Below are 13,865 nucleotides of genomic sequence, written 5' to 3'. Positions count from 1 at the left end.
TCACCACTTTCCAACTTATTTACTATATTATATCAAATTAACGCGGTGAATTAGTGAATTATATTAAAGAAAAAAAAGACTGCCGAGACTTTCTCGACAGCCTGACATTTTCCTGCTAATTGCGTGGGGATGGTGGAACCTACATAACATCCAAAGCATCACAACTACTTGAAAGTATCACCCTCGCCCATGAAGACATTTTCGAATAACTAATAATAAAAGCTCCTTTAAATAGAAAAAAGCCCGCTCCGCATCACAAATGCCAGAGCCGGGCTTTCAATTTATCCGCCGCGTTTATTAAAACCATTGACCAGAATTACATCAACAAAAGGACGAATCCGGTCCATAATACGCCTTCCCTTGTACTCCTCATCGCCATCCTTGCTAGTAAAGCTGAAATGCTTCTCCAGAGCTCCCAAATCATGGTTCGAAGTAAAAAAGGTAGGCTTGCGGTTCATCCGGTAATTCAGAATAGCACCCATGACATGATCGCGCAGCCAAGGATTGAGGTTCTCCGCTCCAATATCGTCAAATACGAGCAAATCCGTTTCCTTCAACGCATCGATCGTTTCCTTTAGCTTAAGCGGATCGTTGAACATCGACTTCAGATCCTCGGCAAAATCCGGCATGTACACAATCGCCCCTGTGTAGCCATCCTTCGCCAGTTCATGCAGCATGTAGCACATAAGGAAGGTTTTTCCGGTGCCGAAGGTTCCAGCCAAGTATAGGCCCTGATGCTGTATTCCCTCTTTCTGGGTTTTCAAGATATAGTTCAGCACTTGGCCCGCAGCTGCCTCTCGGTCCTCGTCTTTTTCCAGTATCTCCAAAGAGGAGTAGCCCTCGGACAAAGCACGCTCATCCACATAAAAGCTGCGGATGCGTCCGCGAATCGCCTGCTGCGATTGTTGGGCAAGAAACTTTTTACAGGCTACCTTCTGATCGTACACCCTTGCCTGCTGCTGCTCGGTTTCTACCGTAATCAAGGTGTAATGGCCTTCCATGTCGTTCGGACAGCGATCCAGTCCCGGACAATTCGAGCAATTGCGGTACTCAACTGTATATTGATGCAGCTTGTTTAAATTCAATTTCAGAGCGTCATGGTCTAACTGAGGGTATTTGGCTCGAAGCTTCACAATCAAAGGATCTGCCGCTACTTCCTGCAGCTTGTCCTCAGCCTTCTTCAGCAGCTGCCGCCCTGGCATCCCTCGTAAAATGTCTCCCAATGATTCCACAGCACGGCCTCCTCTCTCCTTAGGTTACTTCCGGCTATCGAGCTGTCTTGCTTTGCGGCGAAGCTCCTCCCGCTCTGTAACACTGAGCTGCTTCGCAGGCGCGTTATCGCCCACAATCGGCAGCGCAGGCTTCTGCGGCTGCCTGCTGCTTCCCCTGGTGCTGCCTCGGTTAGTACCGCCACCGCTTGCTGCTGCCCCTCTACCGGACTGCCGCTCCTTAAACTTCGCGTACTCCCGTATATATTGAACGGCCTGTTCAAACGTGCTGACCTGCTTACCGAGCATATCCGTCACGCTGGCTTCAATTGAATTTTTGGCCCAGGATCGTTTATTAACATAAATAAAATGAATAAGAACATTAATTACTTCCTCGTTCAATCGATAATTCAAATCTACCTTAGCTAACGTATCCAACAACCCGTCAGGCACCGTTCCTTTGGAAAAAATCTTCTCCAATACAAATGTGTAAGGCTCATTGCGCAATATATAATTATATTGATGCTGATTGCATTCCCCTTGGAAAATATCCGGCACTTCCAGATAAAACTCCATCTCCACTGTCTTTTCCTCTGAAGCTGAAGCCCCTTGTCCCGCCTGCTCGCGCGATTGCTCCACTTTGGATAAATAACGGCTTCGTTCCTCTCCGCGCTTCTTATCTTGGCGAAAGGTCTCGTTAGCCTTGTGCTGCAGCAGCTCCAGACTCAGGCTGCCGTCAGGCTCGAACACTCCATCTTCGTCCAACAATCTGCATAGGTCCGTCAAGTACAAGCCGTATTTTTTTACGACAAAGTTAATTTGCGCCATCTGCTCCGTTTCGTATTTCAACCGCTCTACAAAAGCCCGATTATTCGATTGTCTGGGAAAATGCATAATAATATCTGAGTATTGAAAACCTTTGTTAGCCAGCTCCGGTTTGGCCTCGTCAGGCTTAGAGGCGGCTGATTCGAAAAATGCCTGCTCCAGATCAAGATCAATAACCTGTGAGTTAAGATGAAACAGCTCATAGAAGGGTACTGATAAATTCTCCGAATTCGCATCCTTAAGCTCGTCCAGCTCCTGCAAAACGAGCTCATCCCGCAGCGAAAAGACCATATATTTGCCAACCTTATCTCTTAGCAGCAGTGTTAAATGTTGATTTTTAAAAAATTCATTAGGTGATAATGGCGCAAAAAGCGTGTATTGATACACGTAGTCATCCGATTCGGCAGAAAACCTACGAGTCGTCCGCAATAGCCCTATCGCTTCGAGCTTCGATGTCTGTTCAATAAAAAATTTACGTCCACGCTCCCCGGTCTCAAGCTCCAGTGATAGAAACAGCTTGCGCTGCTGCTCCATAGAGGAATACCCTACTTTATCCGTGGGCAGCTGCAAAAACAAAGTGTGGTACAAGCTTACAGCATAAGCTCCTATCATCGGCTGATAAATGGTCGACAGCACTTTCATATCCAAACTGCTTAATGAAAAATCACGCGCCACATAAAAACGGTGATATTCAGAAAAATGCAGCATATTCGTTATCCGCATAAGCTCAAATCCCATCTTTGATCCAACATCTTAAACTCCATTTTACCACATAAACCGACAATTCGGGTGATGAAAACAAACCAGAAATTTTTACAAAAAACCGCCAGGGATCAACTCATCCTGACGGTCCTATAGTTGCAAACTCATATACCTTGCATTCTAAAAGTTCGAATTCCTTGGTAGCCATTCCCTTGCAAGCGAAAGTTATGGCCTCCCGCTTTGTAACTGGAAAACTTCCTGCTAATTTAAGGAATGTCGGCTCATATCCACAAATAACTGGAAAACCTCCCGTTACTTACCGCCGTTTAACGTATTTTGACCGATTAATGCTTGTTTTAGCTGGAGCTTTTCCAGTTAAATACCTTTTCGATGAAGCGAGTGGCGAATTAGCTCCAGAAATTCCAGTTAACCAACACACGCAACCAAGTTAAGCTGGCGGATTGAGCCGCAACATCACTTCAATAATCCCGAGAATACCCTACTTTTCTGTTGCCTGACTAGGCTCCATATTGTGGTGTACAAACAATTTTACACCGTCACATAAACTTTTATAGTGTCCTAATCCACGATAATTTCTTTGACCCGGCCAACCGTCCCGTCCGTCAAGCGCACCTTGATCCCATGCGGATGATTCGGTGAATTCGTTAATATATCCTTTACAGTGCCGGCCGTCAGCTTGCCCGATCTTTGATCCTGCTTTTGCACGATCTGAACCTTTCTGCCGGGCATAACATCCTTGCGGAGCTGTCCATTCATTTTTATTTCTCACGCCCTTTTTTCTAAAACATCCTGTATCCTTTTGTCCGCAAAGCCTTAATGGTCGATCCGCTCAATGCTGCTCCAATCAAGCCCCCAACCGCAGGTACATAATCCGCAATACCATACTCCGTCAAATTCGTAGTAAGAGAGTCTGTTCCCCAGCCCCAATAAACGACCAGGAAGATCACGAGAGCAATATAACCATAGATGGGAAACCAGGTTGTTTTCATCAGCATGTTTAATATAAAACCGAGCCCAAAAAACAATACGAACAGCAGCACGGTAACAATTACTAATTGCAGCAAAACCGCCAACTCCTTTTTATCAATACTTACATGTATGTTTATTCTATATAAAATTTGGTCCGGGGTAAAGTGAACGCTTGATGAACATCCCAGCTCCAATTGACTCGATTTGTTATTAGATAACGCCTCCCTGATTTGCCCTTTGATCGCGATTTCGTTACAATTAAACAAGTTAAAATTTCAAATTATTCCATCATATAAAAGGAGTGGACCTTATGAGCGAAGCAATCCAAACATTAGAAGGCTGGTATGCACTGAACGATTTCCGCGCCATCGACTGGACGGCATGGAAGAGTCTTACCCAACAGGAAAGAAACCGCGCAGAGGACGAGCTGTACAGCTTGCTTGCACAGTATCAAGATGTAGAGGATCAAAAGCAAGGAAGCACTGCATTCTACAGTATCGTCGGACAAAAAGCCGACTTCATGTTCATGCATCTGCGTGAAACATTGGAGGAGCTTAACGAGCTGGAAACAGCGTTCAACAAAACGTTGTTCGCTCAAGTAACCATTCCAACCTACTCCTACGTTTCTATTGTAGAGCTTGGCAGCTATATGGCTAAGCCAGGTACAGACCCGATGCAGGATCCCGATATTCTTGCTCGTCTAAAACCTACATTGCCTAAGGCTAAGCATGTTTGCTTCTATCCAATGAACAAGCGCCGCGAAGGCAACGATAACTGGTATATGCTGTCGGCAGATGAGCGCCGTGGATTTATGCGCAACCATGGTATGATCGGACGTAACTACGCAGGCAAGATCAAACAAATTATTGCAGGCTCTATCGGTCTGGACGATTGGGAATGGGGCGTTACCTTGTTCGCAGACGATGCGTTGCAATTCAAAAAAATCGTTCATGAAATGCGCTTCGATGAAACTAGCGCCCGCTTCGGCGAGTTCGGCGAGTTCTATGTCGGAAACCTGTTGAACAAAGACAAAATGGCAGCTATGTTAAAGCTTTAATTATCAGCACCGCTGAGTTCATACTATATCCAAAAAGAGCCTTACCGCCATCTTACTACTTGGCGGCTTAGGCTCTTTTTGGATATAGTATGGAATTATTTATTTACCTTCACTACGCGAGTTGCAAACATCCTATCATGAAGTGCACGTTTTTTACCATCCCAGCCTGCCATCATATAGCCGACAAATAGAATAAGACCGGAAACAAATTTACCGATAATTTCTCTTAAAATAATGATTCCCCAAGTATTCGGAGTTCCATCATTACGAATGACTTTAATGCCAGTAGCCATCTTGCCTAAGGTTTGTCCCCAGATCACAGTCATTACTATATAATAAACGCCTGAGAGTAAAGACTCGATTAAAGAAACGGCAAACGGCGGCTCAAGTAGATTGTAGCCTAGTAATAAATGAACCATAATGAATACGGTTTGTAAACAAACTCCATCCAACAGAGTAGCCCCGCATCGAATCCAGAACCCTGCGTAAATTCTTTCAGTGCCTATCGTTTCTGAATAAGACGTTTTCCCTCCCGAATATACGGATTCTGATCTAGTTTCGCTCTCCATCATTCTTCGCTCCCTTTAAGTAATTAATATTTGAAAAGATACATAAGTCGAGGACCTATGGATACTTCGGGTAGTACTTCTTGCAGCACCTGCGCTGCAGGAGATGCCGATTGAATCATTGCACCGCCGAACAAATCCGACAAAGAAGGCTCCTTCACATACCGAACCACCTTCAGATTGGCAATTCCTGTTTTTTCCGATGCATAGGCAGTAGCCGTCTCCATAGTCCCGAATGCGTCAATCAGACCCAAAGCTTTGGCTTGTTGACCTGAGTAGATACGTCCGTCTGCAAGCTTCAATACGGTATCCCGCGGCATCTTGCGCCCTTTTTCAATAACTGTAACGAACTGCTGATAGCTCTCATCTACCAGCTTTTGAAATATTTCTCTCTCCTCCGGCTTCATCTCCCGAAGCGGACTCGCAATATCTTTATACGCACCGCTTGTGATCGTATTTTCCTTGTACCCAAGCCACTCGGCTGCTTTCTCATAATTGGCTATGGAGAAAATAACGCCCAAGCTGCCAGTTAAGGTTGCAGGATTGGCAAATATATAATCAGCCGGAGCCGAAATATAATAGCCACCTGAAGCAGCCATCGAGCCCATACTCACAATAACCGGCTTTCCGCTTTCCTTCAGCTCCACAATTTTGGAATGGATGTCGTCTGAAGCCACTACCTCTCCGCCCGGGCTGTTTACCCGGATCACAACAGCTTTTACATCCTTATCCTTGCGTGCCTGATCCAGCTGGGTAATGTAGCTGCCTGCACTTAAACCGCTTGAGAAGCTCCCGCTTTTTTCAGTTATAGCACCCTCTACAAATAGCTGGACTACTTTATCATTGCCTTTACCTTGAACTGTTTCTTCATTCCACTTTTGTTTGCCTCCCATTACATTCCCACCCACTAGCGAGTCAGACTTTGTAATAAGAATTACGACCAAACTTACAAATAATACGCCTACAATTAACCAGGCCCATCCCTTACGTCCCATTGATGCTTCCCCCCATTGAAATGAGCTGTATTTTTCAGAAAAAAATTATAGCTAAAAGTTCCTTTATATCTTTTTTTTCATCCATTCAACTAATCCAAAGTTATATTCACCATGAATTCGACTGACCTCTTCATAGCCAATTAGTTTTCCATCATTAATCAGCATCACTCTATCCAATAAGGATTCAATTTCATCTACTTCATGAGTAGTCATCACCAACGTCTGTTTCTGTGGATCGATTAATGCTATAACGCTGCGGATAATATCCTCTCTTACCAAAGGGTCGAGACCCGATAACGGCTCATCCATTACTATTAAAGGCACCTGTCGAGCTAGTGCTAGTGCTAATTTCAAGCGGGCTCGCTGTCCTTTTGATAATTGAGAGGCTTTCTGATCTACGTCCAATCGAAAGGCTTCAACCACCTCCAACGCTTTAGCCCTATCAAAATCTTCAAATATCTCATCGTAAAATTGCAGTGCTTTTTTCACCGTATGAAACGGATAATACACATCAGCCTCCGGCAAAAAGGCAACCTCTCTTGAGCTCAGCCGCTCCGGAGCCCGGCCATTCAACAGCACACGCCCCGCACTCGGTCTTTGCAGCCCGGCCATTAATTTCAGAACAGTGGATTTACCGCTGCCATTTCTGCCTATAATCCCGATTATTTCGCCTCTGGGAATCGTAAAGCTCACCTTATCTATAGCTAATTTACCGAAAAACCTTTTCTCCACTTGATCGAAAATGATAATAGGCTCCGACTTGATTGCTACAATGCCCATCTAATCTCCTCCTGCACTTAGTCAGTCTACTTGCTTTTGCTTTCCAAGAATGCTTTTACCCCAGCAATAATTTCCTCTTCGGAATAGCCTAATTCCCGCATCTCGTCTGCGAAACGAGTAATTTGCTCTTCCTTTAGCTGCTCTCTCATTAAAGCAAGCCTTGAGCTGTCTTCTGTCACGTAAATACCTTGTCCCCTTCGACTTTCAACTATTTTCATCCGCTCTAACTCCATATTCACTCGTTGTACGGTATTTGGATTCACTCCATATATGACCGCCAGATCACGTACAGAGGGTAGTTTTTCACCAGGCTGTACCTCCCGTCGAACAATTTGTCGGCATATACGCTGCACCAGTTGTAAATAAATCGGTTGTGTGTTCGAAAATTGTTCAACCATAGCCTACACCTCCACTTTGCGATCCAACAGCCATGCCGATAAGTACAAGAACACTGCCATATTCAACCATATCCACAGCTGTTCTCCACTGGATTTAAATAAGCTTCCTGCCCCGTCCACAGCCGGATCGCCCCAGAAGAACAAATAACGGTATATTGCAGTTTGCTCAAAGAAAAACTCCAAGGTGGATACCGCTATAAACAATAGTACGGCTAGCGGCCAGTTCCAACGCCCAAATCGGTTTCTTAATGCAGCAGCAGTAAGATACAGCAGTACAAGCGATATCGCCATCGCAAAGGCAATAGATATAAATTCCACAACAAGAGAAAGATTGGATCCATTAATTACGACCAATATTTTCTGAGCTTCAACATTAATTTCAATTCGATTCTCTTCCCCGCTTATCCACTCCACTCCCGTTTTTTCAACAGCTTGAACCCATAAGAAAAAAGCGGTTGAAACCAATAAACCGGAGACGAATTCTACAAACGCAGCCGCATACTTCGCCGCTAGCAGTTTCCAGCCTGGCAAAGGCAATTGCAGCCAAAAGGGATCCAGCTTACGTTCCTTGCGCAAGCTTATCAGCATATACGCGGCCGGAGCAAAGAAATGCAGATACATAATAAACAGCCAGAAATTACTAAAAAAGCCGGATTGAAAGCGATAGGATAAAAAGACGGATAGGCCGCCCAAAATTAATACAATGCATAAATAAATCCATATAGGCCCTGACCACCTCGTACCGAAGGCCAACTCCTTCTTGAACAAGCTCCACCAAACCTTCAACTGCTATGCCCCCTAAAAATAGAAAACTAGTGTACTACCACAATAGTACACTCAATCAAAACATGTGTCAATATATTCCGGTAAAGTGCGTTTTTGCTAAAAGCCGTCTACAATGCGGTAGATTTTGTTGCGATCGTCAGAATGGTTCCATTCCGCTGAAAATCTAATTTTTAAGCAAAAAACCTGAGATTTAACCGGAATACCGGTGAAATCTCAGGTTATATTTACTTAATTCTTATATATCGTCTTCATCGTCATCGTCGTCAAACCGGTCATCGCGGCTTGCTTCGCTCTTGTCATTCTTAGCCGCCAGATAGGCTTCTGTGTCCCTATCACGCTGCCGCGACTTCTCCTTAAGCCGTTCAATTGCCGGGAGAATAAGAATGTCTATTTCTTTTTGCACCGTATAAACCAGATCATAGCGGGTTTGAGACTCTAGGAAGTGACCTACGTCTATAAGGGCATTGTAACGATCCAACTCATCCCGCGTCAATAATCCGCGTACCTGTACGCTGCAGTGCCGCATTACTAGAAACGGCCTTTCTTAAGAACTAACGGAATGCCGCCAATGATGTACAGATAGCGAACGTCAATGACTTTTTTCATTACAGCCGCGAGGCCGCCTTTGATTTTACGTGAACCGACAATACCGATAGCTTCACCGCGTCCAAGGGATGCTACGGTTCCTTTGCTTGTGAATACAAAATCCTTCAATTGCTCACCACGTATGGAAGCAACCAGGTTGTGCGCACAGACATCAGCTTGCTGCATGGAGATTTGTGCAGTAGGCGGGTAAGGACGGCCTTCAGGATTCATCACGATCGAGCAATCGCCCAGGATGTAAATGTTATCATGGCCAGGTGCGCGAAGCTGCTCGTCAACCTTGATCCGGCCGCGCATCGTTTCGAACCCTGCTTCATCCAGCATATGATTACCGCGAACGCCGCCGGTCCACACTACTGTAGCAGACTTAATTTCTTCACCCGTAGCCAATGAAACGCCATCCGGTGTACATTCTTTAATAGCTGTTGCTATTTTAAAGGTAACTCCTTTATTCTTCAAAACGTTCATTGCATACTCTACCAATTCCGGATCAAAGCCCGGCAAAGCAGTTGGCGCTGCTTCAACATTGTATATTTTAACAAGGGAAGGATCCACATCGAATTCTTTACATAATTGAGGAATACGATCAGCCAGCTCGCCCACAAATTCGATTCCTGTAAAGCCTGCTCCGCCGACCACAAAAGTCAAATAGTCCAAACGGTTAGGCTCGCGCTTAAATCTTGCAAATTGATATTCTATATGCTCGCGAATAAAGCGTACGCTATTAATGCTGCGGATGCTAAGCGCGTTCTCCTTCAATCCCGGAATACCAAAGGTTTCTGGCTCTCCGCCAAGTCCTACGACCAAATAATCATAAGACAATGTGCCTTCTTCCAAAATAACCTTTTTCTCTTGTGGACGAATTTGTACTACTGTCGATTTCACAAAGTCGATTTTGAATTCATCAATGAGCTTAAGGATGTTAACGCGTGCATTCTCCGGATTGTCTGTGCCTGCTGCAGGCATATGCAGATGTGTAGTGATGTAGTGATAATCATGTTTGTTAACAAGAGTTACATCTGCCTCGTTGTAATTCAATTCCTTTTGCAAACGAATAGCCGTTACAATGCCACCGTATCCTGCTCCCAAAATGACTATTCTTGGTATTCGACTCATGGTTTAATCCCTTCCATCCCGTTATATTCTGTATTTAATGGCCATAATTCGATTGTGAAATTTTACACATACTACGCCGAGAAATATTTTTCAATACTAGTTTAAACAGTATGAATTGAAAATATAAGCGTTAAAATGCGAGTTAAGCCATCAGTTTTAACCAGTTCCTCAAGACATAATATAATGTAACATGACAAATAGCAAGTATTATTTTGGTTAAAAATCACAGAAAAAACCGAGACTAGCCCGTATATATACAGGAATACTTCCGATTGCTGAATATTCCCATAATAGTTAATAAAACTCATGATTATGTAATCAATACTAACATGTAAATGAAAATCGTTATTATTTTCTTTCCAAATTTATATGTTTATAATATAATTCGATTGTTATTAAGTCTCGGAGGTGTGTTAAGAAAAATGCAAAATGAAATTGTAGACATTATTATTGTGGGCGGAGGCCCTGCAGGTATGTTTGCCGCTTTTTACGGTGGTATGCGTCAAGCATCCGTGAAAATTATTGAAAGTATGCCACAATTAGGCGGACAGCTGGCTGCATTGTATCCGGAGAAGTACATTTACGATGTTGCCGGCTTTCCGAAGGTTACTGCTCAAGAACTGGTTAACAACCTCGATAAGCAGATGAAGCATTTCCCTATCGACATCCGCTTGGAGGAAAAAGTGCTTCAAGTTATTAAAAAGGACGAGCGCTTATTTGAAGTAGTAACGGATAAAGGAGTTCATCAATCCAAGGCCGTTATTATTACAGGTGGAGTAGGTGCATTCGAGCCTAGACGTCTGGAGCTTCCTGAGGCAGCCAAGTTCGAGAAAAAGAATCTGCATTATTTTGTTAGCGACCTGAATCGTTTCAAGGGACAGAAGGTGCTGATCAGCGGCGGCGGCGATTCAGCGGTTGATTGGGCTTTAATGCTTGAACCGATTGCAGAGAAAGTTACTCTGATTCACCGCAGAGATAAGTTCCGTGCTCATGAGCATAGTGTAGAAAACCTGATGAATTCCAAAGTAGATGTACAAACCCCAAAAGAAATCACAGCCTTGCACGGAGACGAATTCATCACTAAAGCTACATTAGCTGACATCAAATCCGGAGAATCCTATGATCTTGATGTCGACGCGGTTATCGTTAATTTCGGATTCATTTCATCGCTTGGACCTATTGCAGAGTGGGGCTTCGAAATTGACAATGGTTCAATTATTGTAGATTCGCGTATGGAAACAAGCATTCCAGGAATTTTTGCCGCTGGCGATATCACTACATATCCAGGGAAGCTTAAGCTAATTGCTGTAGGCTTTGGAGAAGCGCCGACGGCAATCAACAATGCCAAAGTATACATCGATCCTACGGCTAAATTGTCCCCAGGTCACAGCAGCAATATGAAAATGTAATTTGTACGTACAGCAGTTCAACATAAATAAAAGGGTTCCGTCATGTAAACTACCATCGGCGGAAACCCTTTTATTGTTTTCTATGGCTTTACATCTGAGAAAACAAAAAGAAGGCAGGTCAGCTGACCTGCGCTTCGTTGTTACGGTAATATTCCAAATTCAGCTTACGACGTCTGATTTCTTCGAGCAGCAATTCGATAAACTCGGCTTCCAGCTTCAAATTCAACGCCTTAAAGTATGAATCAATTAAAATTTCGTTACTCATTAGTCTCATTTAAGATCACCTAACTTCTTTAAGGTAAAATTATATTAACATGTATATATATTTAGAACAAGCGTTCTGTTATCCACATCATTTTGTGCATAACCTGTGTGTATTATGTTAATAAGCGTGAAACCCTCCACTGTTGCGCAGTGGATAATGTGGACAAGGTTATGCACAACCCAATTAAAGAGAGTGGTAGGCTAAAAATAATTTTTTCAATATGAAAAGCTTCCGATCTAAGCCCTTTTGAGGAAGATACATTTGTGTCCCTCTAAACAACCCACCAGTACCGCATCCACATAATTGAAGGGCAATAACGGAAGTGCTTGTTCCTTTATCACCTGGAAAACCCAAAAAACAGAAGAATAACGGAACCGCTAGTTCCCTTATTCCTCTGTTTTGGTGCATAATGTTCCTATTCGCCCAACATAACGGAATTCCGTCTTCCGCTATAGCCTTAGATTAAGATTGGCTGGTGGAATAACGGAACTCTCAGTTCCTTACCAAACCCTCCATGGATCGTTGCAGCGCAGCTTCGCCGCTAGCTACATATAAATCACCTTTGATCACGTTGTAAATAGCTCAAGTTTTAGTGCAACTCTACTAATCCAGGTAAGTCAGTTTGCTCGCTCATTCTTCATTCCTTTGAAGAGCTTCTGATCTAAGCCCTTTCGATGATGCTGCATTTATGCCTTAAAGGTAATAAGAAAAGCTTCTGATCGAAGCCCTTTCGAAGAAGATCCATTCGTGTCTAAGTTGTAGCTTTTCTTGCAATATCAGACTTCTTCAGCTCCGCTGAAAACTTATAAAGTCTGATATTATCAAAAAAAACGCAAGCCCTAAAGGCTTACGTTCTTCTATATATGTATGGGTTTACAGAGAAGTTGTCTTGTTCTGAGTAACGTTTTGTTCTTTGGCTTCGCCGACATTTTTCAATACGTTAATGGTGAATAGCACTACAGCAATAGCGGTCAAAGACCCTCCAACTGCAACTACTGGCTCCACTGCCTGAACTCCACTGACCAGGAACACAAGTCCGATCATCATAATCGGCAAGCCGATATTATGCAACCAGAAGTGAATTTTCCCCAACATAGAACAGGCCGCCTTAGGAAATACATGGTACACAAACCCAGCTAATGCTAGTGAGACCCAGCCGACCAAATTGAGATGGGCATGCACAGAAGCAAATTGAAACTGGTGTGTGATGGACATGAACATTCCAAAAAACACACCTACAACAAAGTAAATCGAAGCAATTTTGATTAACTTTGCGCCCATAAGACAACTCCTCTTCCTGTATTTGACAAAATGATTATAACAAATCCCCTCCTAAATACAAGATAATCAACTAAATTTTACATAATATTTTTATACTTCTTTTTCTACATAAAAAAACCTCCCAAATCATGTGTATAAGCATTCACACACAAGCTTGGAAGGTTTTAATCCGCAACCCAGAAATAGCATTTCTAGGGTTGTGTACAACCTGTATTAAGCCTCGACTTTATCGTCGCATTTCTCAGGCGTGCCCTCTTCGTCCTTCACTTTGAAGGATGAACCACAGCCGCAAGAAGCAACTGCGTTAGGATTGTTGATGGTGAAGCCCCCGCCCATGCCGGATTCTTTAAAATCGATCTCGATACCGTACAAATATTTGGAGCTTTCTTGATCGACAACTACTTTTAGCCCGTTTAATTCAAAAGCTTTATCATCAGAATTCTCTTGGTCATCAAAGCCCATACCATATGAGAAACCGCTGCAGCCTCCCGATTTAACACCCAAACGAAGGAATAAATCCGGTGTTTCCTCGCTCGCCAACATTTCTTTAATTTTATCGCTTGCTGTTTCACTAATAGTAATCATAAAAATACAACCTCCTTACGGTAGTGGAGTGGCATGATAAAGCTCAATATATCACTAGAGCGCAATAATGGAGCGCAGGTTCAACTTGTGAAAGCTGAATTACCTACCCAGCTAGAAGCTTTCTTTTTCTTACATATTGCCTCTCTTATATAAGTATACTCCTAATAAGCACAGTCCTCAAGGACTTCTATCCAGTTGCCACGCCTGTCTCAAGATTGCAAAGGGTTAATCTCCATTTTGTCGAACTACATAGTTGCCCCGTCCGATAAGGAGGTCTATAATAGATAGTATTGTTTTAT

The 13,865-nt window shown here is 43.4% G+C and carries 17 protein-coding genes; 3 read left to right on the top strand and 14 right to left on the bottom strand.

Going from position 1 to position 13,865, the window contains the following annotated elements; translation table 11 throughout:
- Positions 1–281: 281 nt before the first annotated feature.
- Both dnaI and ACFQ0C_RS32690 read right to left on the bottom strand, forming a co-directional pair.
- Positions 282–1,232, bottom strand: coding sequence for a primosomal protein DnaI (dnaI, locus tag ACFQ0C_RS32695; RefSeq protein ID WP_379373181.1), 951 nt, complete (start codon positions 1,230–1,232; stop codon positions 282–284).
- 24 nt (positions 1,233–1,256) lie between these two features.
- Positions 1,257–2,756: a replication initiation and membrane attachment family protein gene (locus ACFQ0C_RS32690; RefSeq protein ID WP_379373179.1), complete on the bottom strand. Its 1,500-nt coding sequence runs from the start codon at positions 2,754–2,756 to the stop codon at positions 1,257–1,259.
- Positions 2,757–2,947: 191 nt separating this feature from the next.
- On the opposite strand from ACFQ0C_RS32690, the gene ACFQ0C_RS32685 reads away from it, so the two are divergent.
- Positions 2,948–3,187: a hypothetical protein gene (locus tag ACFQ0C_RS32685; RefSeq protein ID WP_379373177.1), complete on the top strand. Its 240-nt coding sequence runs from the start codon at positions 2,948–2,950 to the stop codon at positions 3,185–3,187.
- Positions 3,188–3,314: 127 nt separating this feature from the next.
- On the opposite strand, the gene ACFQ0C_RS32680 is transcribed toward ACFQ0C_RS32685, so the two are convergent.
- Positions 3,315–3,512: a YwbE family protein gene (locus ACFQ0C_RS32680; protein WP_379373175.1), complete on the bottom strand. Its 198-nt coding sequence runs from the start codon at positions 3,510–3,512 to the stop codon at positions 3,315–3,317.
- A 23-nt stretch (positions 3,513–3,535) separates the two neighbouring features.
- The gene (locus ACFQ0C_RS32675) at positions 3,536–3,820 is read right to left on the bottom strand and encodes a YuiB family protein (protein ID WP_258211482.1); all 285 of its coding nucleotides are present in this window, start codon (positions 3,818–3,820) and stop codon (positions 3,536–3,538) included.
- A gap of 215 nt (positions 3,821–4,035) precedes the next feature.
- Here ACFQ0C_RS32675 and hemQ point away from each other — a divergent pair, with 215 nt between their 5' ends.
- Positions 4,036–4,782 (top strand): hydrogen peroxide-dependent heme synthase, encoded by a 747-nt coding sequence (gene hemQ, locus ACFQ0C_RS32670; protein ID WP_258211483.1) that lies wholly within the window; start codon positions 4,036–4,038, stop codon positions 4,780–4,782.
- Positions 4,783–4,877: 95 nt separating this feature from the next.
- Here hemQ and ACFQ0C_RS32665 read toward each other — a convergent pair whose 3' ends face one another.
- The 7 genes from ACFQ0C_RS32665 to ACFQ0C_RS32635 form a co-directional block, all read right to left on the bottom strand.
- Positions 4,878–5,354: an RDD family protein gene (locus ACFQ0C_RS32665; RefSeq protein ID WP_379373172.1), complete on the bottom strand. Its 477-nt coding sequence runs from the start codon at positions 5,352–5,354 to the stop codon at positions 4,878–4,880.
- 20 nt (positions 5,355–5,374) lie between these two features.
- Positions 5,375–6,343 carry a signal peptide peptidase SppA gene (sppA, locus tag ACFQ0C_RS32660; protein ID WP_379373170.1) on the bottom strand — a complete coding sequence of 323 codons (969 nt, stop codon included), beginning with the start codon at positions 6,341–6,343 and terminating at the stop codon, positions 5,375–5,377.
- Between the two features lie 63 nt (positions 6,344–6,406).
- A complete protein-coding gene (locus tag ACFQ0C_RS32655) occupies positions 6,407–7,123 on the bottom strand; it encodes an ATP-binding cassette domain-containing protein (RefSeq protein ID WP_379373168.1) in 717 nt (238 codons plus the stop codon).
- Between the two features lie 26 nt (positions 7,124–7,149).
- Positions 7,150–7,521, bottom strand: coding sequence for a GntR family transcriptional regulator (locus tag ACFQ0C_RS32650; protein WP_379373166.1), 372 nt, complete (start codon positions 7,519–7,521; stop codon positions 7,150–7,152).
- 3 nt (positions 7,522–7,524) lie between these two features.
- Positions 7,525–8,307 carry a hypothetical protein gene (locus ACFQ0C_RS32645; RefSeq protein WP_379373164.1) on the bottom strand — a complete coding sequence of 261 codons (783 nt, stop codon included), beginning with the start codon at positions 8,305–8,307 and terminating at the stop codon, positions 7,525–7,527.
- 235 nt (positions 8,308–8,542) lie between these two features.
- On the bottom strand, positions 8,543–8,833 hold the full coding sequence (locus ACFQ0C_RS32640; protein WP_379373162.1) for a hypothetical protein: 291 nt from the start codon (positions 8,831–8,833) through the stop codon (positions 8,543–8,545).
- A 2-nt stretch (positions 8,834–8,835) separates the two neighbouring features.
- Positions 8,836–10,026: an NAD(P)/FAD-dependent oxidoreductase gene (locus tag ACFQ0C_RS32635; RefSeq protein ID WP_258211490.1), complete on the bottom strand. Its 1,191-nt coding sequence runs from the start codon at positions 10,024–10,026 to the stop codon at positions 8,836–8,838.
- A gap of 422 nt (positions 10,027–10,448) precedes the next feature.
- Here ACFQ0C_RS32635 and ACFQ0C_RS32630 point away from each other — a divergent pair, with 422 nt between their 5' ends.
- The gene (locus tag ACFQ0C_RS32630) at positions 10,449–11,435 is read left to right on the top strand and encodes an NAD(P)/FAD-dependent oxidoreductase (RefSeq protein WP_258211491.1); all 987 of its coding nucleotides are present in this window, start codon (positions 10,449–10,451) and stop codon (positions 11,433–11,435) included.
- Positions 11,436–11,553: 118 nt separating this feature from the next.
- Here ACFQ0C_RS32630 and sda read toward each other — a convergent pair whose 3' ends face one another.
- The 3 genes from sda to erpA form a co-directional block, all read right to left on the bottom strand.
- Positions 11,554–11,709: a sporulation histidine kinase inhibitor Sda gene (gene sda / locus ACFQ0C_RS32625; RefSeq protein ID WP_258211492.1), complete on the bottom strand. Its 156-nt coding sequence runs from the start codon at positions 11,707–11,709 to the stop codon at positions 11,554–11,556.
- An 864-nt stretch (positions 11,710–12,573) separates the two neighbouring features.
- On the bottom strand, positions 12,574–12,981 hold the full coding sequence (locus ACFQ0C_RS32620) for a cytochrome-c oxidase (RefSeq protein WP_379373159.1): 408 nt from the start codon (positions 12,979–12,981) through the stop codon (positions 12,574–12,576).
- A 213-nt stretch (positions 12,982–13,194) separates the two neighbouring features.
- Complete coding sequence (gene erpA / locus ACFQ0C_RS32615; protein ID WP_258211496.1) at positions 13,195–13,566, bottom strand: iron-sulfur cluster insertion protein ErpA; 372 nt, start codon at positions 13,564–13,566, stop codon at positions 13,195–13,197.
- Positions 13,567–13,865: the final 299 nt, after the last annotated feature.

This window comes from Paenibacillus sp. GCM10027630, assembly GCF_042676305.1.
Taxonomy (GTDB): Bacteria; Bacillota; Bacilli; order Paenibacillales; family NBRC-103111; genus Paenibacillus_S.
The sequence above is the reverse complement of the archived record's forward strand: the minus strand, read 5'-3'. Positions and strand labels throughout refer to the sequence as shown.

Coding starts and splice junctions, on each gene's coding strand:
- ACFQ0C_RS32635 (WP_258211490.1), bottom strand. CDS start 10,026: ATGAGTCGAATACCAAGAATAGTCATTTTGGGAGCAGGATACGGTGGC.
- ACFQ0C_RS32630 (WP_258211491.1), top strand. CDS start 10,449: ATGCAAAATGAAATTGTAGACATTATTATTGTGGGCGGAGGCCCTGCA.
- sppA (WP_379373170.1), bottom strand. CDS start 6,343: ATGGGACGTAAGGGATGGGCCTGGTTAATTGTAGGCGTATTATTTGTA.
- ACFQ0C_RS32640 (WP_379373162.1), bottom strand. CDS start 8,833: ATGCGGCACTGCAGCGTACAGGTACGCGGATTATTGACGCGGGATGAG.
- ACFQ0C_RS32680 (WP_379373175.1), bottom strand. CDS start 3,512: ATGAATGGACAGCTCCGCAAGGATGTTATGCCCGGCAGAAAGGTTCAG.
- ACFQ0C_RS32665 (WP_379373172.1), bottom strand. CDS start 5,354: ATGATGGAGAGCGAAACTAGATCAGAATCCGTATATTCGGGAGGGAAA.
- ACFQ0C_RS32620 (WP_379373159.1), bottom strand. CDS start 12,981: ATGGGCGCAAAGTTAATCAAAATTGCTTCGATTTACTTTGTTGTAGGT.
- ACFQ0C_RS32650 (WP_379373166.1), bottom strand. CDS start 7,521: ATGGTTGAACAATTTTCGAACACACAACCGATTTATTTACAACTGGTG.
- erpA (WP_258211496.1), bottom strand. CDS start 13,566: ATGATTACTATTAGTGAAACAGCAAGCGATAAAATTAAAGAAATGTTG.
- sda (WP_258211492.1), bottom strand. CDS start 11,709: ATGAGACTAATGAGTAACGAAATTTTAATTGATTCATACTTTAAGGCG.
- ACFQ0C_RS32690 (WP_379373179.1), bottom strand. CDS start 2,756: ATGCGGATAACGAATATGCTGCATTTTTCTGAATATCACCGTTTTTAT.
- ACFQ0C_RS32655 (WP_379373168.1), bottom strand. CDS start 7,123: ATGGGCATTGTAGCAATCAAGTCGGAGCCTATTATCATTTTCGATCAA.
- hemQ (WP_258211483.1), top strand. CDS start 4,036: ATGAGCGAAGCAATCCAAACATTAGAAGGCTGGTATGCACTGAACGAT.